This window comes from Peribacillus asahii (assembly GCF_003570725.1).
GTDB classification, from domain to species: Bacteria; Bacillota; Bacilli; order Bacillales; family DSM-1321; genus Peribacillus; species Peribacillus asahii.
Window position 1 is genome coordinate 359,294 of record NZ_QWVS01000002.1, and the last position, 21,116, is coordinate 380,409.

Here is a 21,116-nt window from a genome sequence, read left to right on the forward strand (position 1 = left end):
CTTGTACCTATCCTTGACTTATTTACGACGATTTAAAATATGTTTTTCATTTTGCACAAATTGACTGCGTGAATACCTCATTCTAGCAATCCGCTCTTCTGCCATACGATTAGCCGCCTTATAGGTTGGTATATTATCACGCTTGGCGATTTCAATTACTTTAGCAATATTGTCATATACGCTCTCAACCTTCTTTAAAGCCCGATCACGATTATATCCTATTAGCTCATCCGCTACGTTGATTACTCCGCCAGCATTAATGACATAATCTGGAGCATAAATAATCCCTTTTTCATGAAGCTGTTCGCCATGCAGTGAGTTCTTTAATTGGTTATTCGCTGACCCGGCAATGACTTTTGCTTTTATGGTTGGAATCGTTTCATCATTCAGAACAGCACCCAGAGCACAAGGGGCATAAATATCACAGTCTACGCTATAAATCTCTGCTGGTTTAACCGCTTTTGCTCCAAATTCATTCACGGCTCGCTGAACAGCGGCTTGCTGAATATCTGTTACAATCAACCGCACTCCTTCTTCATGAAGATGACGGCATAAATGATAGGCAACATTCCCCACGCCTTGGACGGCGACTGTTTTTCCTGCTAAAGAATCGGTACCGAATGCTTCCTTTGCTGCAGCCTTCATCCCTCGATATACACCATAAGCAGTCACCGGAGATGGATTCCCCGAAGAACCAAAGGCAGGTGATATTCCTGTTACATAATCCGTCTCTTCATGAATAAGATCCATATCCTCTACAGTCGTCCCTACATCTTCCGCCGTAATATAGCGGCCATTTAAACTTTGGATATAACGTCCAAATGCACGAAACATAGCTTCGTTTTTATCGGTATGTGGATTTCCAATAATTACGGCTTTTCCCCCGCCTAGATTCAAACCAGCTGCCGCATTTTTATATGTCATCCCTCGTGCTAATCTAAGCGCATCTTCAATTGCATCCTCTTCAGATGGATACATCCACATTCGGGTACCACCAAGGGCAGGGCCTAATGTTGTATCATGAATCGCAATAATAGCCTTTAATCCCGATTGTTTATCCTGACAAAAAACAACTTGTTCATAATCATATTTCTCAAGATATTGAAACATTTCCATAGTAAAATCCCCCGGAAGATGTATTTTCATTTTGTATTGATTAAAATATGAACAGTTCATTCACATGGTTAACCTGAAATAACCTTCTCACTTATATAACATGCAAGTTTGATGCCATTTTGTATAATCTATGTATAAATTAAACAAAAGAAGCCTCTCCCCTTGTATTCATAAGGAAAAAAAGAAGATGCTGAAATAGGTTCACAGCATCTTTCTGCACACTCTCGTTTGTAAAATGCACTATTTTTTGCATAGTTAAGCAAAATATTGCATGCAATCATTTGCACAAATTAGTTTTTTCCATTTTATAATATAAGCTTCTTACCGAAATCCCTAATGCTTTAGCGGCCAATGTTTTATTACCTTTAAAGGTTTGTAACGCTTGTTGAATCACTTTCGCTTCATAAGCTCCGACCATCTCATTTAATGACTCACCGCTTTTAAAAGAAGGTGTAAACAATACCGCGGATTCCTTTGAATGCTCGGCACTTGTACCTACTAAATTTGGAATATGCTTGGCCTCAATCACTTGTTCATTGAGCTTCATTAAAATAATCGCTCGCCCTAAAATATTCTCTAACTCCCGAACATTGCCTGGCCAATCATACTGCCTTAATTTCTCAATCGCATCTTCTGAGATTCCTTCAATACCTCGCCCATATTCTTGATTAATCTTATGAATTAAATGCTCTGCTAACTCCTTCATTTCCCCTTTTCTTTTTCTTAAAGGAGCAATAAAAATAGGCATACGATTCAACCGAAAATAAAGATCTTCTCGAAAACTCCCATTTTTAATAGATTGTTCTAAATCAATATTCGTTGCAGCAATGACACGTACATTAATTGGAATTGGTTTTGTTCCGCCAACTCTCATAATTTCGCGCTCTTGCAGTACACGAAGCAGCTTTGCTTGAATTTTCGGAGTTAACTCGCCAATTTCATCTAAAAATAAACTGCCGTGATTTGCTTCCTCAAAAAAGCCAATTTTCCCGCCGCGTTTTGCACCTGTAAATGCCCCATCCTCATAGCCAAACAGCTCGCTTTCCAACAAAGATTCGGAAACAGCCGCACAATTAACACGTATAAATTTATTAAATTTCCGGTCGCTTTCATTATGAATCGCATGAGCAAATAGTTCTTTTCCTGTTCCTGATTCACCGCGCAGCAGCACCGTTGCTGGCGTTTTCGCAGAAAGCTTAGCTTGTTCAATCGCCAGTACCATATCATCAGACTGTCCAATAATATCCTCAAAGGAATATTTCGCTTGTAATGTTCGGATAAGTCGCTGAGCATGCTTTAATTCAGTCGTTAATTTTTGAATTTCAGATACATCATGTATAACCCCAACACTTCCTTTCAATTCTCCATCTACAATAATAGGGGCTACATTAACAATAACCTCTTTTCGTCTTGGACCAACACACATATTGACACCACGAACAGGCTTTCTCGTTTCTAGTACTTGCATATGCATGCTGTCGCCTTCATAAATATCCGTTGTCGCAGGTTTACCGATTACCTGTTCCTTCGTCAATCCAGTAATCCTCGTATAAGCTGGGTTTATTAGCAACCCTCGTCCTTGTTCATCTACTACGGAAATAGCTTCATCACTCGATTGGATAATCGCCTCAAGCATCGTATTCGACTCTGTCTTTAATTTATGTATAAGCTGTTGTTTCTCTTTCGACAATTTAGCGATAATCTGCGCTACACTACCAGGAATCAGCAATGCTTCATGACCTTTCTCCCTTCTTATCTCTTGAAAAACAGACTCATTTCCCGATGTATCGATAATAATGTCTGCCTTATTTGTATATTCATTTTTCCATGATAATGCTGTAGGAATATGGAAACCCTTCGCTAACTGCATCCCGGGTGCTTCTCGATTAATATCTACCATACAGAGAACCGAAAAAGCATCACTTTCTAAAAGAATATTTAAAAGGGTTGTACCTCCTTGACCCGCGCCGACAATCATGACGTTCTGCATCTAGGTCACTCCTCTCCCTGCAAAAAAAATAGTCCACCTCTATTTTAATCCTTATATTGGAAACTTGACAAATAATACATATTCTTTATCATTTTTATTATAAGGGAAATTATTGGAAGGGATTTGAACCAAATGAAACGTTTAATCGCTTTTACAATCCTATTTATCCCCGGAGCATTGGCCGCTTACGGTATTAAGCTTATGAGAGATATGTTATTCGCCATTCAACAACCGCCTTATCCTGCGCTTTGGGTACAATCTATAGCTGGTCTTCTATTTACAATCGGCGGGATTGCCTTTATAGCTGGATTTATTCTTCACCGTGATCGTAAACGTCATAAAGTTCAAAGCCGATTTGATAAAATGAAACTGCCTTAAATCATAAAAAAAACCGAGCTCTCTGATGCTCGGTTTTTAATTCGTCATAGAAATCAGCCAATCCCTTACTTGTTTAGCAAGTTTGGGATCATCTGTAATAATGCCGCTACAGCCTTTCTTAAAAAAATGCTTCATTTGCGCTTCTGTATTAATCGTATAAGGCCGAATAGCTACCCCTGCATTCAATGACTCTTTAACGATCACATCATGAGCAGCTCGAAATTGAGGATGAATTCCTTTGGCAGCAATTGACTTCGCATAAATCCATGGCATAAATATTCCTTCTCGATAATTAAGAGCTGTTTCTATATCAGGAGCTAAGCGGTAACAATAGACAAGGCTGTAATGATTAAAAGAAGCTAATATAACTCTATTTTCAAACCCATACCTTCGAATTAATTGAATCACTTTTTCCTCTAATCCATGATACTCAAAGACCGTGTTTTTCAATTCAATAATACAGCTTAATTGATTAGTTTGAAGCCAATCAAATAACTCCGCTAATGTGGGGATTTTTTCAGACACTGATTTCCCTTTATGACCAAAACTAGCATTTAATTTTTTTAACTCACTTAACTTCCAATCCTTTACATAACCTTTTACTCCAGTCGTTCTATTCAATTTCTCATCATGAATAATGACAACTTCTCCATCCGCGGATAATTGCACATCTACTTCTATTCCATTCGCACCCACTCGCTGTGCTTCTATAAATGCACCCATTGTATTTTCCGGGTGTGTGCTTGCTGCTCCTCGATGGGCAATAATATGCATCATAAACACTTACCCCCTTCATAAAATTTACTATCTTTTCATTTTTATGAAGAGGGATAAACATTTAATAGTGGTTATTTTTCAAAGTACATATTGTTGTCTTGTACAAAAAACGTTCCTTTCGTTGATTCTACTAGCTTCTTCCTCATACTTTTAATTTGTAAATTTGTATCTGGATAAGCAACTTGTCCAATCGTAATTTCTCCGTCACCCTTTGATTCGAGGATTCCCATTAATATCTTACGCTTTTGGTCAAACTTAAAAATATCTTCGGTAATTTTTTCAAATTCTAATGTGGTTTGCTCATATTGTTTATTTTGAACAGCATTCAGTTCATCCATAAAGGTATCGTACACATTTAACCGTTCTTTAATATTCTCAAGTTCTTGAATTTTTGTTTTATAATGAATCAATATTTCATTTAACTCTTCTTTCAGCTGATTACGATTGAAGCCTTCTACATGAATAAACGTTTTACGTTCCATTTGATTTCCGATAATCCCTGCTCTTACTTTCCCGCGCGCTTCAATCACGCCTCCAATTAATTTACCGTACCGTTCGTCTGTTATAATATTTTGCCCCTTTAAGGTACTGCCCAGTGAATAATAACCGATATGAATATTTCCCCCAGCCTCTAAACAACATTCATTTGCATGCTTAACGTAAATATTTCTCCCTGCAGCAATTTTGGATTTACCTTTTCCAAAAATACCACCCTTAATAAAGACATCTCCTAGCTTTGATTCAATCATTTCAACATTGCCCACACCAAGCTCACCTAAAATCGAAATGTCTTTCGTTGCAATGACTGAAAAACCGTCCAATACTGTTCCTTTAATTGTCACATTTCCATCAAAATTAATATTTCCTGTTTCTACACCAACATCCCCCTCAATGATAGAGTGATTTCCGACAGTGACTTTTCCTGAATGAAATTCGACTACACCATTGATTAAAGCGCGAAGAACAATCTTTCCATCCTCTTTAAAAGCACCCACTGTTTTTGGATCATAGAGAAGCTTTTTATTTTTACCATTTGGAATAATGACATATTCCCCTGTAATGGTTCTTCCAGGAATCGAACTGGTTGGAGGAATTTTCTCTCCAAGCCAATCCCCTTTTTCCACTTGATCCAAGAAGTTCATATCATAATAGTCAGCTTTCCCATTATCACGAATGGCAGGCTTTCGTTCTGAACGTTTATAATATGTAATTACTGCATCACTTCCGGGCACAGGTTCTTGCCCTTTAGCAATCATAATACTTTCATTCACAACTAGCTCATTTTGAATTACATGTATTAGAATCCCTTCCGTAATTTTCTCTTGATTAAGATGGTTGAATATATCGGAGACGATTTCGGAGTAATGCTGTTGAAGGTATTGATTTGTACAATTCAGTTTTATAGAAGCAGACATTTTGTCTGAAGTAATTCCCCATTCAATAATTGGTTTTTTTCTGCCCACACGAACTTTACTACCACTTGCAGCTGTAATTACATCATTAATGCTCTTCAAATCTAAATCTAATTGTGGATTTTGAACCATAATCGAATGAATCTGCAAAAACGAGCAACCTTTTTGATAGACGGTTAAATAAATGAGCCCATCTTCTTCCTCTAATAACATTTCATCATTTTTTTCGATAATCATAGGAGTACCTCCGTTAACCAACTTTTGGACTATTTACATATTATTATATAACAATCGTTTCAGAAATTTTGACTAAATTATGAATAATTTGTACCAACCCATAAGTAAGCGTTATCAAAAAAATAATCCCCAATAACTATAAGTATCGGGGATTCCTAACTCTCTCATGAAGCTTTATGTTCTAAGCGAAGCTTGTCTGCTACCATTGCAATAAATTCAGAATTCGTCGGTTTAGCTTTTGTCATACTGACGGTATAGCCAAACAAGGATGAAATCGACTCAATATTTCCTCGGCTCCAAGCAACCTCAATCGCATGTCGAATAGCTCGCTCTACTCGGCTTGCTGTTGTATTATATTTCTTAGCAATATCAGGATATAATACTTTTGTAATCGAGCCCAATAATTCAATATCATTGTAAACCATTGCAATAGCTTCTCTTAAATACAAATATCCTTTAATATGGGCAGGTACACCAATCTCATGGATAATGCTTGTAATACTCGCATCGAGATTTTTCGGTTTTGCTTCCGGTTGTGTACGATAGGCTGTTTGTGCGGTATTCTTCATAACCACTTGCCCTTTTCCGCTCACCTGACGAATATGGTTTACTAAACTCTCTAGATCGAACGGTTTTAATATAAAATAAGCCGCTCCTAAATCGACTGCTTTTTTTGTAACATCTTCTTGACCAAATGCAGTCAGCATGATGACATGGGGCATCGTTCCCCTTTGTTCGCGCAATTTTTCAAGCACACCTAACCCATCTAAATGAGGCATAATAATATCGAGAATCAAAATATCAGGATGAACGTTTTCTAGCATATTTAGACATTCCTGCCCATTATGTGCAACAGCCATGACTTCCATATCGTCTTGAGCTGATATATATTCTTCTAATAAAGCCACAAGCTCTCTATTATCGTCCACAACGCACACTTTAATTTTTTTCACGCTTGATTTCCCCCTCTACTATAAATTGGTCTTGTTTTTCTTTTCGACAATAGAAACAAAATACCTTTTATTTTTAGGAAAATAATGCAAATAATATTTTTCCATATTTCTACTATATTTTAACTTTTCTTAGCAAACACATTTGAAAATTGTCAAAAAAACTTTTCTTCGATATATTCTATCATAAAATCTTGTCTATTTACTAAACCTTTTCTTCCTACTTAACAGCCTACCCTAAAAACAAGCAATCTACAAAGGCAAAAAGTCTGTAATTTTTTGTCCAGGAGAAAAAATTCATCAGCATGCGTTCTGTAACGACATTAATTAAGCATACAAAAATAAAAGAAGGCGAACATTCGCCCCCTTTAACTCGCCTTATTAACGACTGGTTTTTCATAAATATTAATGCCTGCTTCATTTAACATCCATTCGATATGAACACCGTATCCGCTTGTAGGATCATTAACGAATACATGGGTTACTGCTCCAACTAATTTCCCATTTTGAATAATTGGACTTCCACTCATGCCTTGAACAATCCCACCTGTTTTCTTTAAAAGCTCCTTGTCAGTTACCTTTAATACCATTCCCTTAATAGCCGGGAATTTTTGTGGAATGGAACTAACTATTTCTACATCAAATTCCTCTACTTCTGATCCCTCGACAACCGTTAAAATTTTCGCTGGACCTTCCTTTACTTCATGAGAAAGGGTAATAGGCATCTCCTTATCCATAATCCCATTATCAATTTGTTGATTTAATTTTCCAAAAATACCAAATGGACTATTACGATTGATATTTCCTATCACTTCTCGATTCGATGAAAAACGAGCAAGTTTTTCTCCAGGATCACCGTTGCTCCCTTTTTCAATAGATGTAACAGTCGATTGAACAACTTGTCCATCTTTGACAACAATCGGCATTTTCGTATCCATATCCGAAATAACATGTCCAAGTGCTCCATATTTTTTAGAAGTTGGATGATAAAAGGTCATCGTTCCAATTCCTGCTGCGGAGTCACGGATGTATAGACCTAGTTTATACGTCCCCTCGTTCTTATCTTTTAAAGGAAGTAAGGACGCTTTTAGTTTTTCTTGATTTCGTTGAATATCAAGCTTCAATGGCTCACCTTTTTTTCCTGCTTCTTGAACAAAAGGAGTAACATCACCCATTTTTTTTATCGTTTGGCCATTAATTTTTGTGATAATGTCGCCAACTTGAATTTTAGCCATTTCTCCCGGTGATTTTTTTCCTTCTGACGTAGCAACTAGATGATGACCAACAACGAGTACACCTAGTGTATTTAATTTCACACCAATAGATTGGCCCCCTGGGACTACTTTAAAATCTTCTAAAACCTGAACATCCACTTTCTTAACCGGCAAGCCGGCCACATCAAGAAGAAGTTCGTTTGTACCTGGCTTATCAGCATCTAACATGATAGCCGAATCATCTTTATGAATCGTAACACTAGCTGTACTTGCGTTTACATGTTTAGCTGAAACGGGTAAGGATGTAGAAATATTATAGTGACTTCCCTCAAATAACACAAGGTGATTGGGAATTAAGAATACTTCACGCAATGGCTGGTATAACCCTAATGTTAATAGCGAAATCAGGAGAATTCCACCGATGATTTTGTTTAACATTGCAAACTTCATTTATACACTCTCCTCGCTATTTACACGCTTATGGCTACATCTTTAATTTAGCCTTCCTTACAAGCATTTATAACCTCACAACGAAATAAAAGCTATCCGAATATGGATAGCTTTTCAAGACATAGTTTTTTTAAGATGTGACTTTAATTTTATGAGCTTGTTGAATTAATTCATTAGCATGTTGCTTCGTTAAATCAGTAATTTCAACACCAGCTATCATCCGGCCGATTTCTTTTATTTTTTCTTCCTCAGCTAACGGTGTAACAGATGTATGTGTTCTTCCTTCTGTCACTTTTTTAGCAATAAACAAATGCGTATCAGCCATTGCAGCAACTTGAGGTAAATGAGAAATACAAAGTACTTGAGAACCTGTAGCTACTTTGTAAATTTTTTCTCCAATCGATTGAGCCACTCGCCCGCTTACTCCTGTATCAACTTCATCAAAAATAATCGATGTAATCCCTTGATGCTGCGAAAAAATACTTTTTAAGGCCAACATAATACGGGACATTTCACCGCCAGAGGCAATTTTCGATAACGGTTTTAGCGGTTCACCAGGATTCGTTGAAATATAAAACTCCATGACATCAAGTCCTGTTCGATTAATTTCTCTGTCGATTGTTTCATCAAATGTATGAGCCGTTTGATGAAAATGAGCTTCGAAAACGGTTTTTTCCATATATAATTCTTTCAGTTCTTGCTTAATTTTTTTCGTTAATTGCTCTGCATAGGTTTGACGAAGACTCGATAAATGTTTGGCCTCAACGAGTAAATCTGCTTTAATCGAGTTTAACTCCTTTTCCAGCTTAGCAATATGCGTTTCACGATTAAGCAACGTTTCAATTTCTTCTTCAATCTTTGCTCCGTATTCGACAATTTCCTCAATCGTACGTCCGTATTTACGTTTCAATTGGTTAATTTCATTTAGGCGCCCTTCAATAAAATCAATCCGTTCCGTATCAAAATCAAGAGAATCCAGTTGATCACGAATCGTTGAAATGGCGTCTTCTAATAAAAAGTAACTATTTGAAACAATGTCTGAACTATTCTTTAAAGATTCATCGAGGTTAGCTGCTTCTTCTAAATGATGCATCGCAATCGATAGCCAATCTAACGCATGCTGTTCACCATTCAAAGCATTGTAGCTCGTTTGCAAAGCTTCATGAATTTTTTCATAGTTATTAATTTTTTTTCGTTCCTCAAGAAGCTGCTCATCTTCGTACAGCTTCAACTCAGCCTTTTGAATTTCATCAAATTGAAACTGAATTAAATCGAGTCGATGCACCATTTGCTGCTCGTCCTGGCTGAGACTTTTTAACTGCTTCTGAGCAGTGTTATAGCGCTTATATAGCTTTTCATATTCCGAAAGCGCTAGCATAATCTCTTCCCCGCCAAATTGATCAAGTAAAGGTAAATGAAGACGTTCATCCATCAGCTCTTGATGTTCGTGCTGTCCATGAATATCGATAAGCGTTCGACCAATTTCACGTAACGTAGCGATGGTCACAAGCTTTCCATTTACTCGACATACGCTTTTGCCACTCGTAGACATTTCTCGTCTTATAACAACCATGCCATCACTTATATCAATCCCAAATTCCGATGCTTTAACAAAAACAGGGTGCTGCGGCTCATCGATTTGAAATAACCCTTCGATTTCAGCCTTCGTTTCCCCATGTCGAATAAACTCCGCTGACCCGCGTCCCCCTACTAATAAGTGAATAGCATCAATAATAATGGACTTTCCTGCTCCTGTTTCTCCAGTTAGCACCGTTAAGCCTTTTTCTAAAGAAATCGCTAAACTATCTATAATGGCAAAATTTTTAATCGATAATTCTGATAACAAAATTCCTCACCCCAAACCGTCTAGAGCATATCTAAAAATTTTTGAGCAACCATTTCTGCTTCTTTATCCGAGCGACAAATAATTAAGCATGTATCATCGCCACCGATTGTTCCAAGAATCTCTTCCCAATTTAAATTATCAATGAGTGCACATATCGCCTGAGCATTTCCCGGAAGCATCTTCATAACAAGCAAGTTATTCGCTGCATCGATTTTAACAAAAGCATCTACTAACATTCGCTTAAGTTTTTGCTGAGGATTAAAACGCTGATCCGCAGGTAAACTATATTTATAACGTCCATCTGGTAAAGGAACTTTCACAAGATGGAGCTCTTTAATATCTCGAGAAACCGTTGCTTGAGTTATATTATAGCCCGCACTTTTCAGCTGATCGACTAAATCATCTTGCGTCTCTATATCATTATTTGTAATAATATCTCGAATTTTTATATGCCTTTGCCCTTTATTCATGTACGTAAAAGCACCTCTCATTTTTCCAGGCTATATTCCATATTATTAGTCAAATTTTGTTCTAAAACAGGGGTTTGTACAGCCTTCAATATTATTAATGGTAGCGTATTTTTATACAATTGTACATGTATTTCTGCTCCTCTGCCAGCCCTCTTACATCCAACAATTGTATAAAATACATATGAAATGTCAATTTCAAACGAAATAAGACAAAATCAACAGCGTTCTATAACATAACCGTGATAAAAAAAGCTCCTCTAGCCAAAATCTAAAGGAGCGACAAATTATTCTTTCTTAAACTGAGCATGAGCTTCATTCACGATCTCATCAACTGACTGACGAAGAAAGTTCTCTCCCGTTTGTTTTGAGCCCTGCCAACTAAGGTGTAATAAAAATTCAATATTGCCATCTCCTCCAGTAATCGGAGAGAACGAAGCATTTTGGACATCGTATCCTTCTTTGACAGCAAACATAATAATTTTATTCAACACTTCTTTGTGAATTTTAGGGTCGCGAACAATTCCTTTTTTCCCGACTTGGTCTCTTCCTGCTTCAAACTGTGGTTTGACCAGTGCAATCACATCACTGTTAGCCACAAGCAGCGTTTTAAGAACGGGTAAAATTAATGTAAGAGAAATAAATGAGACATCAATGCTCGCAAAACTTGGCATCTCTCCGTCCAAATCAGCAGGTGTTACATAACGAAAATTAGTCCTCTCCATCACTTTTACCCGCTCATCCTGACGAAGTTTCCAAGCTAATTGATTATAACCAACATCCACCGCATACGACATCACGGCTCCATTTTGCAACGCACAGTCCGTAAATCCACCTGTTGAAGAACCGATATCTAAAAGAATTTTGCCCTCAACAGTTACATCAAAGGTCTTCAGCGCCTTTTCAAGCTTTAGTCCACCTCTTGAGACATAAGGCATGACTTTTCCTTTAATGGAAAACTCTAAATCAACAGGCACCTTCTCACCTGGCTTTTCATATCGTTCTTCATTGGCGTATACAAGTCCAGCCATAATCATTCGTTTTGCTTTTTCACGTGTTTCAGCTAGTCCTTGTTGTACAAGGAGAACATCTAGCCTTTCTTTCATTACTTTCATCGCTTCATGCCCTTTTTTGTTTTTTCGGTGTCATTCGTTTAATTTTCTTAACTGCCGCTTCGGCTGTTAAATGGATTTCTTCCAACAGTTCATCGACACTGCCATGTTCGATAAAGTAGTCTGGAATTCCCATACGGTCAATAATTGCACCGTAAAATCCTTGTTCTTGAGCGTGCTCCATCACCGCACTACCAAACCCGCCTTGAAGAACCGCTTCTTCAATCGTTAAAATAGGAACTTTACTACCTAGTAATGCATTTAACATATTCTCATCCATCGGTTTAATAAAGCGAGCATTTACAACTTTAACAGAATAGCCTTCCTTCTCCAGCTGTGTGGCTGCCTTCATCGCTAGCGGAATTGTTGTACCAAAGGTTAAAATAACAGCATCCGAGCCTTCTTTAAGCACTTCCCAACTACCAATTGGAATTTGCTTTAACTCTTTGTCCATTGGTACTCCGGAGCCATTTCCTCGTGGGAAACGCATCGCAATCGGCCCATCATCATATTGAATCGCTGTATTCACCATATGCTGGCCTTCGTTTTCGTCCTTTGGCATCATTAAAACGATATTCGGCACGTGACGAAGAAATGCAATATCAAAGACCCCTTGATGTGTTTCCCCATCTGATCCAACAAGCCCCGCTCGATCAATCCCGATAAAAACATTTAAATTTTGACGACAAATATCATGCACAACTTGGTCATAAGCTCTTTGTAAAAACGTCGAATAAATGGCTAAAAACGGTTTCATTTTTTGCGTAGCAAGCCCTGCCGCAAACGTTGCAGCATGCTGTTCGGCAATGCCGACATCATAGAAACGTTCAGGGAATTCACTAGCAAAGCCCTCTAACTTTGAACCAACAGGCATGGCTGGTGTAATGGCTACAATTCGCTCATCCTGACGTGCTAACCTACGAACAGTCTCACTTACAAGCGAACTCCATGCGGGACCGTTGCTATGTGACTTAACAAAATCACCCGTTTCAATCTTATAAGGACCCGTTCCATGCCAATTTCCAGTCGTATCCGTTTCAGCAGGTGTGTATCCTTTTCCTTTTTTCGTAATAACATGTAATAAAACGGGACCTTTTATTTTTTTCGCATAACGGAAGTTTTCAAACAAATCTTCGTAATTATGACCATCAACCGGCCCCAGATACGTAAATCCTAATTCTTCAAAAAACATTCCTGAAACGAGTGCATATTTCAAGCTGTCTTTTAGACGCTCTGCTGTTGCTGCCAATTTACCGCCAACTGCTGGTATCTTTTTCAACAACCACTCTAATTCGTCTTTAGCACGATTATATTTGCCATCTGTACGAAGTCGACCAAGCACAGAATGAAGTGCACCAACATTTGGTGCAATGGACATTTCGTTATCATTCAAAATAACAATCATATCCTTCTTTTCATCCCCAATATGATTAAGTGCTTCGAGTGCCATTCCACCCGTTAAGGCACCATCTCCGATCACAGGCAGAATATAGCTTTGTTCTTGTTTAATATCCCGTGCAGCCGCCATTCCCATGGCAGCAGAAAGAGAAGTAGAACTATGTCCGGTTTCCCAAACATCATGCTCACTTTCAACCATCTTCGGGAACCCACAAAGCCCCTTATATTTCTTTAATGTATCAAAATCTTTAGCTCGTCCAGTTAAAATTTTATGAACATAAGATTGGTGCCCTACATCCCAAATAATTTTATCTTTTGGACTATCGAATTCCTTATGAAGAGCAATCGTTAATTCGACGACACCTAAATTAGGACCGATATGACCGCCTGTTACCGATGTCTTTTCAACGAGAAATCGACGAATATCTGCACTTAATTCAACTAATTCCTCATTGCTCAAGCTCTTCAAAAATGAAGGGTCTTTTATAGATAGAAGATCCAAACAGGACCACTCACTTTCTGTCATTTTCGGCAAACAGCTATTACAAAGCAAGCATAACATAAACATTTATAACGCTAGTCCGAAAAATCTTTTTAAGTTGTTTTTATTTATAAGTCATTATAATGTGTATTTTTGAATAAGCAAACCTTTATCGATTTATCGTACTTTTCAGCCTGGCAAAATCGAGTTCTATCTTTATTATACCAAAGCCTGTTCTATAGAGAGAATACGGTTTCTAAGTGAGGCTTTAGTATACGATACGGTCGATTAACAATATGAGGAAACACAGCCAATAGTAAAAATAGCCGCCTGCATCCAAAATGATTTCGGCGACTGTGTACAATCATCAAAAATTTAATTAGTTCCACATATTTTAGCATTATAATTATAGCATAAACCTTAATTCATCACAAATTCGTTACATAAATTAATGGTTACGGTTTGCGATTAAATCAGTCAGTTCACTAAGTAGAATCATTGTAGGCAACTTAGTCTCTGCTAATGCGTCTTGAGCTAATTGAACCTGCTCCGCTAACTTCTCCTTTGCACCTTGTAACGTAAGCAATGCTGGATAAGTACTTTTATGATTAGTCATATCGCTGCCGACCGGTTTGCCAAGTACTTCTTCCGTTCCCTCAATATCGAGAATATCATCGCGGATTTGAAAGGCTAGTCCTAAATGAAAAGCAAACTGCCGTAAATGCTGACGCTGCTCGGCGCTCGCTCCTGCTAAAATAGCACCGGATAAAATACTAGCTGCTAATAGTTTACCTGTCTTATGCTCGTGAATGTATTCTAGCTGTTCAAGGGTCAATTGCTTATTTTCCCCTTCCATATCTGCAATTTGACCACCGACCATTCCTTCAGCTCCTGCAGATTTACTAACTTCTGAAATTAATTCTAATTTCATCTCTGGAGTTACTTCAGAATGAGTCATCTCCGCAATTAATTGAAAGCTATATGTAAGTAATGCATCACCGGCAAGTATAGCAACGGCCTCACCGAAAACTTTATGATTCGTTGGTTTACCACGACGAAGATCATCATCGTCCATACTAGGTAAATCATCGTGAATTAATGAATAAGTATGAATCATCTCAATAGCAGCGGCGACCGGAATAGCACGTTCTATATCTCGACCAAAGGAAGCTAATACAGCAAAAGTAAGCATTGGACGAATTCGTTTTCCCCCTGCTTCTAATGAATAAATCATTGCTTCTTTCACAATAGAAGGAGCCTGCAACTTTCTCACATACTCAACAACTTCCTTCTCAATAACCGCCTTATATTCTCTGGAAAACGCAGCATAGTCTAGCATCACGGTGTTTCCTCCTCTACAGTTGTAAAACTCTCTAATTGTCCATCTTCATTTAAGATTTCTGTTAATTGATTTTCTACCGATTTCAGTTTCATATGACAAAGACGAGATAAGTTCATTCCTTGTTTATAAATCGAGATAGCTTCTTCTAAAGGGACATCTCCCTCCTCTAACTTTTCTACGATTTGTTCTAAACTTTCCATTGCTTCTTCAAATGAAAGCTCTTGTTGATCCTTCACGACTCTACCCCCTCTTGAATTTCTTCAATTTTACATGTAAGTGTACCATCCTTAATCGAGACAGAAATCTTATCTCCTTTAGACACTTGTTTCGTGCTTTTAATGAGCTTCTCATCTTCCCCAAAGATTAGCCCGTATCCTCTTTCCATAATTTGCAGAGGATTGACGGCCGATAAAGTCGAGGTTATATGAACAAATGATTGAGTCTTTTGTTTTAAAATAGCCATCATAGCGCGATTCAAATTTTTATGACGCTGCTCTAATGATTCTTTTGAGCGTTGAAGAGCTTCTGCAGGATGCTGACGTCTTAAGATGGCATCCATTTGCTCTAATGCTTCTTTCTTATTCATAAAATAGCGCTCACTATTTTTCTGTAAACGCTCCGTAGCCCGGTCTAGTTGCTCTAGTTTTTGTTCATACATTTTTTGTGGATAGCGAAACGCATACGATTTCTCTAACCTGGCTAAACGATTCGATTCGAAATGAATCCGTTCCTGCATTGAGCGTGTTAGACGATTTTTTCGGTTCATTAGCCGCTCCAGCACTTCATTCATATGAGGGACAGCCATCTCAGCTGCTCCTGTCGGTGTTGGCGCTCGCAAGTCCGCGACAAAATCAGCAATTGTAAAGTCTGTTTCATGACCGACTGCTGAAATGATAGGCAGATCAGAATCATAAATAGATTCGGCTACGATTTCTTCATTAAAAGCCCAAAGCTCTTCAATAGACCCTCCACCGCGACCTACAACCAATACATCCGCTTCTCTTCGCTCATTTGCCTTCGATATCGCTAAAGCAATAGACTTTGCAGCATTTACTCCTTGTACAAGTGCAGGATAAATAATCACTTTGGCAATCGGGTAACGACGCTTAATCGTTGTTAGAATATCTCTTAAAGCAGCTCCTGTAGGCGATGTAATAACCCCAACAGTATGAGGATAAGGAGGAATCGCCTTCTTATGCTGCTCGCTAAACATTCCTTTTTCCTCAAGCTTTTTCTTCAATTGCTCATAAGCTAAATATAGATCACCAATTCCATCAGGAGCCATATGTTTTACATAGACTTGATACTGTCCACTTGCTTCATAAACCGTTACATCACCGCGTACAAGTACCTTCATCCCATTTTCCGGAACAAACTTCATCCCTCTAGTATGGGCCGAAAACATGACGGCTAAAAGACGTGATTTTTCGTCTTTTAACGTAAAATACATATGTCCGCTTGTATGCTGTTTAAAATTCGAGATTTCCCCTCTTATATAAACATGCTGTAAATGCGGATCCACATCGAACTTTCGCTTAATATATTTAGTTAGTGCCGAAACGCTCAAATATTGTTGTTCACTCATATTTTAAATTCCGTCTCCTTATAAGAAAAGCGCAAGGCGCCCGTCATCGCCGACAAGCATAAGATAAGCACTGATGGAAGACGTTCTTTGCCTTCCGAAGCGATTATCTAAACGATAAAGCCGATGGCGCCCAGAGCTAAACATTAAAACATGTCAAACAGTTTATACTTTCTTGCATTATTAAAAAAGCGGTCTCTTGTTATTATAAAACAAGAAACCGCTTCATCGAAATATTTTAACGACTTTTTAACATTTTAAAGCAGATTGGCGTACATTATATGCTCTTTGAGCTGATTCTATAGTGTTTTGCATTAGCATTGTAATCGTCATTGGTCCAACGCCTCCTGGCACTGGTGTTACATAAGAAGCTTTGCTTAACACATCTTCATAGTCAACGTCCCCGCATAGTTTTCCTTCTTCATTACGATTGATTCCTACGTCAATCACGACCGCACCCTCTTTAATATGCTCGCTCGTAATTGTATTTCTTCTCCCAACCGCTGCAACAATGACATCAGCCTGTTTTGTGAAATAAGTCAAATCTTTTGTTTTAGAATGACAGTACGTTACCGTCGCATTTGCATTTAATAGCAATTGTCCCATCGGTTTTCCAACAATATTGCTTCGGCCAACAACTACAACATGCTTGCCTTCCAAATCATAATTAATATGTTTGAGCATTACCATAACTCCATATGGGGTACAAGGTAAAAAAGCTCTTTGTCCTGTCATCATTCTTCCAATATTAATTGGATGGAAGCCGTCTACATCTTTCTCCGGTGAAATAGCTTCAATAATAGCTTCCTCATTAATATGAGATGGTAATGGAAGTTGAACTAAAATCCCATGAATTGAGTCATCTTGATTCAATTCATTAATGTTTTCAATTAGTTCTTCTTGTGAAAGTGTAGCAGGTTTTTTAATCAACACAGAATGCATACCTAAATCAGCACATGCCTTTTCTTTATTACGCACATAAGTCTGTGAAGCTTGATTATCTCCAACTAAAATTACAGCTAAACCAGGCACAAGACCTTTTTGCTTTAATTGTTCTACCTCTTCACGAATTTCTTGTCTCACTGCCTGTGCAATTTCTTTCCCATTAATAATTTGAGCTGTCATGATTGTATCCTCCCAATAGTAATTATGCTGTAAAAGAAATTGCGGTGGCATCCGATTAGCTAAGCTTTTAAAAGCCTAAATGAGCTTTCACTTTTGATAAAACGGCATTTACAAAGCTGCTTGATTGATCGTCACCGAATTTCTTAGCAATCTCAATCGCTTCATTAATTGCAACACTAACAGGAACATCTTCACTGTAGGCCATTTCATAAACAGCCATACGAAGTAAATTCCGGTCAATATTCGCCAGTCTTTCTAATTTCCAATTCTCTAAATTCCCACGGATGATTTCATCCAATTCTTCACGTTTCCCTGTAACACCTGTGATTATTGCTTCTAAATAGTGATCAGGTTCTGCACCATTCAATACGCTTTCCATCGCATCTTGTACTTCTGCTCCAACGATATCGATTTGATACAATGCTTGAAGGGCTTTTTCACGTGCTGTTCTTCTTTTCATCATATTACTCCTTTAACATCTACTATTATATCTGAAAATGCTTGCACAGACGAACATTAATTTATAAAAAAACAAAAATATTAAGATTTTCTTTATTTTATCCATAATATCCATCGTTCTTTTTCATCGGCTTTGTTACTTACGATACTTTAATTAGCAACATTGTGTAACACAGCCTTTTTATCAAACTTACTGTGCCCATTTTTCATAACTTTCTTACATCCATCTTATCTACTCTAACAGAAAATAAACATGAATTAAAGGATAACTTCAAGCACTTACACATCTTGCAAGCGTTTCAAGGAAAACGAAACAGCCTTACGACAAAAAACCCGGCTATTAGCCGGGTTTTTCGAGGATTCGTTTAGAATGATTAAATATCTTGCTCGTAATCTGCTTCCTGCTTTGCGTTTTCGAATTGTATTCCGACAACATGTACGTTTACTTCACCAGCATCAATAGCGGTCATGTTTAACAAAGCTTGACGAATGTTATCTTGTACTTCTTGCGCAACTTTCGGAATAGAGACTCCAAACTTCATGACACAATAGAGATCCACTTTAATTGCTTCTCCAGTTAAATCGACTTTAACACCTTTGCCGTGATTTTTCTTGCCCAGCTTTTCTACGACACCTGTCGCAAAATTACCGCGCATATGAGCAATCCCGTCAACTTCGGATGCAGCAATCCCCGCAATGACTTCAATTACTTCTGGAGCAATTTCAACCTTGCCAAGTCCACTATTATAGTCAGTCACTTCAAGCAATTGATTTTCTACTTCACTCATTCCAAGCACCTCCTATCTTCCTTACATTATGAGTTCATTACATCATAAATATCAAGGAATTTCGTATTAAATTCTCCTGAAACAAACTGATCATGAGAAAGTAATTTAAGGTGGAACGGAATTGTTGTATGAACTCCTTCAACGACAAATTCACTTAAAGCACGTTTCATTTTGTCAATTGCCTCTTCACGAGTTGGAGCGTGAACAATCAATTTCGCAATCATTGAATCATAGTATGGTGGGATTGAGTAGCCTGGGTATGCCGCTGAATCAACACGCACTCCGAAACCGCCTGGAGCAAGATAGTTTTGGATCTTTCCAGCTGAAGGCATGAAGTTTTTCGCTGGGTTTTCAGCGTTGATACGGCACTCAATAGACCAACCATTGAATGTTACATCTTCTTGTGAAATTGATAACTTTTCACCAGATGCCACTCTGATTTGTTCTTTAATTAAGTCGAAACCTGTTACCATTTCTGTAACTGGGTGTTCTACTTGGATACGAGTGTTCATTTCCATGAAGTAGAACTTACGAGCTTTGTAATCAAAGATAAATTCAACTGTACCTGCACCAGAGTAGTTAACTGCAAGTGCAGCTTTTACAGCAGCTTGACCCATTTCTTCACGTAGTTCGCCGTCAAGAGCTGGTGATGGAGTTTCTTCAACAAGTTTTTGCAGACGACGTTGAACTGTACAATCACGCTCTCCAAGGTGAATCGCATTGCCATGGTTATCAGCCATAACTTGGATTTCAACATGGCGGAAATCCTCGATGAATTTCTCAATATAAACACCTGGGTTACCGAAAGCAGTTGCCGCTTCTTGTTGCGTGATGTTGATGCCTTTAATCAGGTCCTCTTCTGTTCTTGCAACACGGATCCCTTTACCGCCACCGCCGGCTGTAGCTTTAATGATTACTGGGTAACCAATTTTACCAGCAAACTCTACACCTTCTTCAACGCTTGCGATAACACCTTTTGTACCAGGTACAATCGGAACATTCGCAGCTTCCATCGTACGACGTGCTACGTCTTTTGTACCCATTTGGCTGATTGCTTCTGGGCTTGGTCCGATAAACGTAATGTTTACGTCACGGCAAAGCTCAGCAAAGTCAGCATTCTCAGCAAGGAAACCATAACCAGGGTGAATAGCGTCAGCCCCTGTTTTCTTCGCTACGCTAAGAATATTCGTTGTATTTAAATAGCTATCTTTTGATAGTTTAGGTCCAATACAATATGCTTCGTCAGCAAGTTGAACATGAAGGGCATCTTTATCAGCTTCAGAATAAACTGCTACTGATTCAATCCCTAGTTCTTTACAAGCACGAATAATACGTACTGCAATTTCCCCACGGTTTGCAATTAATACCTTTTTAATCATTTTGGAACAACTCCTCACTCAGGCTTTACTAAGAATAATGCTTGACCGTACTCTACAAGCTCGCCGTCTTTAACTAACACTTCAACGATTTCACCGTTTACTTCTGCTTCGATTTCATTGAAAAGTTTCATTGCTTCAACGATACATACGATTGAATCGCCAGTTACTTTATCGCCAGCTTTTACATATGGATCAGCGTCTGGTGATGGAGATTGATAGAAAGTTCCAACCATTGGAGAAGTGATTTTATGTAATCCTTCTGTATCTTGAGCTACAGCAGCTACTGGTGCAGCAGCTGGTGCTGGAGCAGCTTTTGGAGCTTCTACTGGTGCAGCAGCTGGTGCTGGAGCAGCTTTTGGAGCTTCTACAGCTTTCACTTCTGGAGCTGCTGTTGGGTAAACAACTGTACCTACTTCTGTTTTCTTTAATTTAATTTTTGAACCCTCTTGTTCAAAAGAAAATTCACTAATGTTTGATTGATCAACTAATTTAATAATTTCACGAATTTCTTGTACTTTCATCTTGGCACTCCTTGTCTTGTTTTAATGTTTTGGTTGAGGCATCTTTTCAGTAACTCTCAACTACAGTCTGTCCGCACCGAAGAGAAAAAAAC

Annotated in this window: 19 protein-coding genes; 1 reads left to right on the forward strand and 18 read right to left on the reverse strand. The window is 38.2% G+C overall.

Annotation, left to right across the window (positions count from 1 at the left end; translation table 11 throughout):
• Positions 1-18: 18 nt before the first annotated feature.
• A complete protein-coding gene (gene bcd / locus D1953_RS01920; RefSeq protein ID WP_119115453.1) occupies positions 19-1,116 on the reverse strand; it encodes a branched-chain amino acid dehydrogenase in 1,098 nt (365 codons plus the stop codon).
• Between the two features lie 277 nt (positions 1,117-1,393).
• Entirely contained in the window at positions 1,394-3,106 is a 1,713-nt protein-coding gene (locus tag D1953_RS01925) for a sigma-54 interaction domain-containing protein (protein WP_119115454.1), read from the reverse strand.
• Positions 3,107-3,238: 132 nt separating this feature from the next.
• Here D1953_RS01925 and D1953_RS01930 point away from each other — a divergent pair, with 132 nt between their 5' ends.
• The gene (locus D1953_RS01930; RefSeq protein ID WP_119115455.1) at positions 3,239-3,484 is read left to right on the forward strand and encodes a DUF2627 domain-containing protein; all 246 of its coding nucleotides are present in this window, start codon (positions 3,239-3,241) and stop codon (positions 3,482-3,484) included.
• A gap of 36 nt (positions 3,485-3,520) precedes the next feature.
• On the opposite strand, the gene D1953_RS01935 is transcribed toward D1953_RS01930, so the two are convergent.
• The 16 genes from D1953_RS01935 to accB all read right to left on the reverse strand — a co-directional run bounded on the left by D1953_RS01935 (position 3,521) and on the right by accB (position 21,024).
• Entirely contained in the window at positions 3,521-4,261 is a 741-nt protein-coding gene (locus D1953_RS01935) for a glycerophosphodiester phosphodiesterase (RefSeq protein WP_119115456.1), read from the reverse strand.
• Between the two features lie 71 nt (positions 4,262-4,332).
• Complete coding sequence (locus D1953_RS01940) at positions 4,333-5,910, reverse strand: flagellar assembly protein A (protein ID WP_119115457.1); 1,578 nt, start codon at positions 5,908-5,910, stop codon at positions 4,333-4,335.
• Positions 5,911-6,074: 164 nt separating this feature from the next.
• Complete coding sequence (gene spo0A, locus D1953_RS01945; protein WP_119115458.1) at positions 6,075-6,863, reverse strand: sporulation transcription factor Spo0A; 789 nt, start codon at positions 6,861-6,863, stop codon at positions 6,075-6,077.
• 365 nt (positions 6,864-7,228) lie between these two features.
• Entirely contained in the window at positions 7,229-8,524 is a 1,296-nt protein-coding gene (spoIVB, locus tag D1953_RS01950; protein ID WP_119115459.1) for a SpoIVB peptidase, read from the reverse strand.
• Between the two features lie 130 nt (positions 8,525-8,654).
• Positions 8,655-10,370, reverse strand: a complete 1,716-nt coding sequence (recN, locus tag D1953_RS01955) for a DNA repair protein RecN (RefSeq protein WP_119115460.1) — start codon at positions 10,368-10,370, stop codon at positions 8,655-8,657.
• A 20-nt stretch (positions 10,371-10,390) separates the two neighbouring features.
• Positions 10,391-10,840 (reverse strand): transcriptional regulator AhrC/ArgR, encoded by a 450-nt coding sequence (gene ahrC / locus D1953_RS01960; protein WP_119115461.1) that lies wholly within the window; start codon positions 10,838-10,840, stop codon positions 10,391-10,393.
• Between the two features lie 284 nt (positions 10,841-11,124).
• Complete coding sequence (locus tag D1953_RS01965) at positions 11,125-11,952, reverse strand: TlyA family RNA methyltransferase (protein ID WP_119115462.1); 828 nt, start codon at positions 11,950-11,952, stop codon at positions 11,125-11,127.
• 4 nt (positions 11,953-11,956) lie between these two features.
• A complete protein-coding gene (gene dxs, locus D1953_RS01970; protein WP_119115463.1) occupies positions 11,957-13,849 on the reverse strand; it encodes a 1-deoxy-D-xylulose-5-phosphate synthase in 1,893 nt (630 codons plus the stop codon).
• A 427-nt stretch (positions 13,850-14,276) separates the two neighbouring features.
• Positions 14,277-15,167, reverse strand: a complete 891-nt coding sequence (locus tag D1953_RS01975) for a polyprenyl synthetase family protein (RefSeq protein ID WP_119115464.1) — start codon at positions 15,165-15,167, stop codon at positions 14,277-14,279.
• Complete coding sequence (locus D1953_RS01980; protein ID WP_119115465.1) at positions 15,167-15,406, reverse strand: exodeoxyribonuclease VII small subunit; 240 nt, start codon at positions 15,404-15,406, stop codon at positions 15,167-15,169. The genes D1953_RS01975 and D1953_RS01980 overlap by 1 nt, the downstream gene beginning before the upstream one ends.
• Positions 15,403-16,755 carry an exodeoxyribonuclease VII large subunit gene (xseA, locus tag D1953_RS01985; protein ID WP_119115466.1) on the reverse strand — a complete coding sequence of 451 codons (1,353 nt, stop codon included), beginning with the start codon at positions 16,753-16,755 and terminating at the stop codon, positions 15,403-15,405. Before xseA ends, D1953_RS01980 begins: the two co-directional genes overlap by 4 nt.
• Before the next feature lie 246 nt (positions 16,756-17,001).
• Entirely contained in the window at positions 17,002-17,877 is an 876-nt protein-coding gene (folD, locus tag D1953_RS01990) for a bifunctional methylenetetrahydrofolate dehydrogenase/methenyltetrahydrofolate cyclohydrolase FolD (RefSeq protein WP_119115467.1), read from the reverse strand.
• A gap of 67 nt (positions 17,878-17,944) precedes the next feature.
• A complete protein-coding gene (gene nusB, locus D1953_RS01995; RefSeq protein ID WP_119115468.1) occupies positions 17,945-18,337 on the reverse strand; it encodes a transcription antitermination factor NusB in 393 nt (130 codons plus the stop codon).
• A gap of 373 nt (positions 18,338-18,710) precedes the next feature.
• Positions 18,711-19,124: an Asp23/Gls24 family envelope stress response protein gene (locus tag D1953_RS02000; protein ID WP_119115469.1), complete on the reverse strand. Its 414-nt coding sequence runs from the start codon at positions 19,122-19,124 to the stop codon at positions 18,711-18,713.
• A gap of 26 nt (positions 19,125-19,150) precedes the next feature.
• On the reverse strand, positions 19,151-20,503 hold the full coding sequence (gene accC, locus D1953_RS02005; RefSeq protein ID WP_119115470.1) for an acetyl-CoA carboxylase biotin carboxylase subunit: 1,353 nt from the start codon (positions 20,501-20,503) through the stop codon (positions 19,151-19,153).
• A 14-nt stretch (positions 20,504-20,517) separates the two neighbouring features.
• On the reverse strand, positions 20,518-21,024 hold the full coding sequence (accB, locus tag D1953_RS02010) for an acetyl-CoA carboxylase biotin carboxyl carrier protein (RefSeq protein ID WP_119115471.1): 507 nt from the start codon (positions 21,022-21,024) through the stop codon (positions 20,518-20,520).
• Positions 21,025-21,116: the final 92 nt, after the last annotated feature.

Coding starts and splice junctions, on each gene's coding strand:
- bcd (WP_119115453.1), bottom strand. CDS start 1,116: ATGGAAATGTTTCAATATCTTGAGAAATATGATTATGAACAAGTTGTT.
- D1953_RS01925 (WP_119115454.1), bottom strand. CDS start 3,106: ATGCAGAACGTCATGATTGTCGGCGCGGGTCAAGGAGGTACAACCCTT.
- D1953_RS01930 (WP_119115455.1), top strand. CDS start 3,239: ATGAAACGTTTAATCGCTTTTACAATCCTATTTATCCCCGGAGCATTG.
- D1953_RS01935 (WP_119115456.1), bottom strand. CDS start 4,261: ATGATGCATATTATTGCCCATCGAGGAGCAGCAAGCACACACCCGGAA.
- D1953_RS01940 (WP_119115457.1), bottom strand. CDS start 5,910: ATGATTATCGAAAAAAATGATGAAATGTTATTAGAGGAAGAAGATGGG.
- spoIVB (WP_119115459.1), bottom strand. CDS start 8,524: ATGAAGTTTGCAATGTTAAACAAAATCATCGGTGGAATTCTCCTGATT.
- ahrC (WP_119115461.1), bottom strand. CDS start 10,840: ATGAATAAAGGGCAAAGGCATATAAAAATTCGAGATATTATTACAAAT.
- D1953_RS01965 (WP_119115462.1), bottom strand. CDS start 11,952: ATGAAAGTAATGAAAGAAAGGCTAGATGTTCTCCTTGTACAACAAGGA.
- D1953_RS01975 (WP_119115464.1), bottom strand. CDS start 15,167: ATGCTAGACTATGCTGCGTTTTCCAGAGAATATAAGGCGGTTATTGAG.
- xseA (WP_119115466.1), bottom strand. CDS start 16,755: ATGAGTGAACAACAATATTTGAGCGTTTCGGCACTAACTAAATATATT.
- folD (WP_119115467.1), bottom strand. CDS start 17,877: ATGACAGCTCAAATTATTAATGGGAAAGAAATTGCACAGGCAGTGAGA.
- nusB (WP_119115468.1), bottom strand. CDS start 18,337: ATGAAAAGAAGAACAGCACGTGAAAAAGCCCTTCAAGCATTGTATCAA.
- D1953_RS02000 (WP_119115469.1), bottom strand. CDS start 19,124: ATGAGTGAAGTAGAAAATCAATTGCTTGAAGTGACTGACTATAATAGT.
- accC (WP_119115470.1), bottom strand. CDS start 20,503: ATGATTAAAAAGGTATTAATTGCAAACCGTGGGGAAATTGCAGTACGT.
- accB (WP_119115471.1), bottom strand. CDS start 21,024: ATGAAAGTACAAGAAATTCGTGAAATTATTAAATTAGTTGATCAATCA.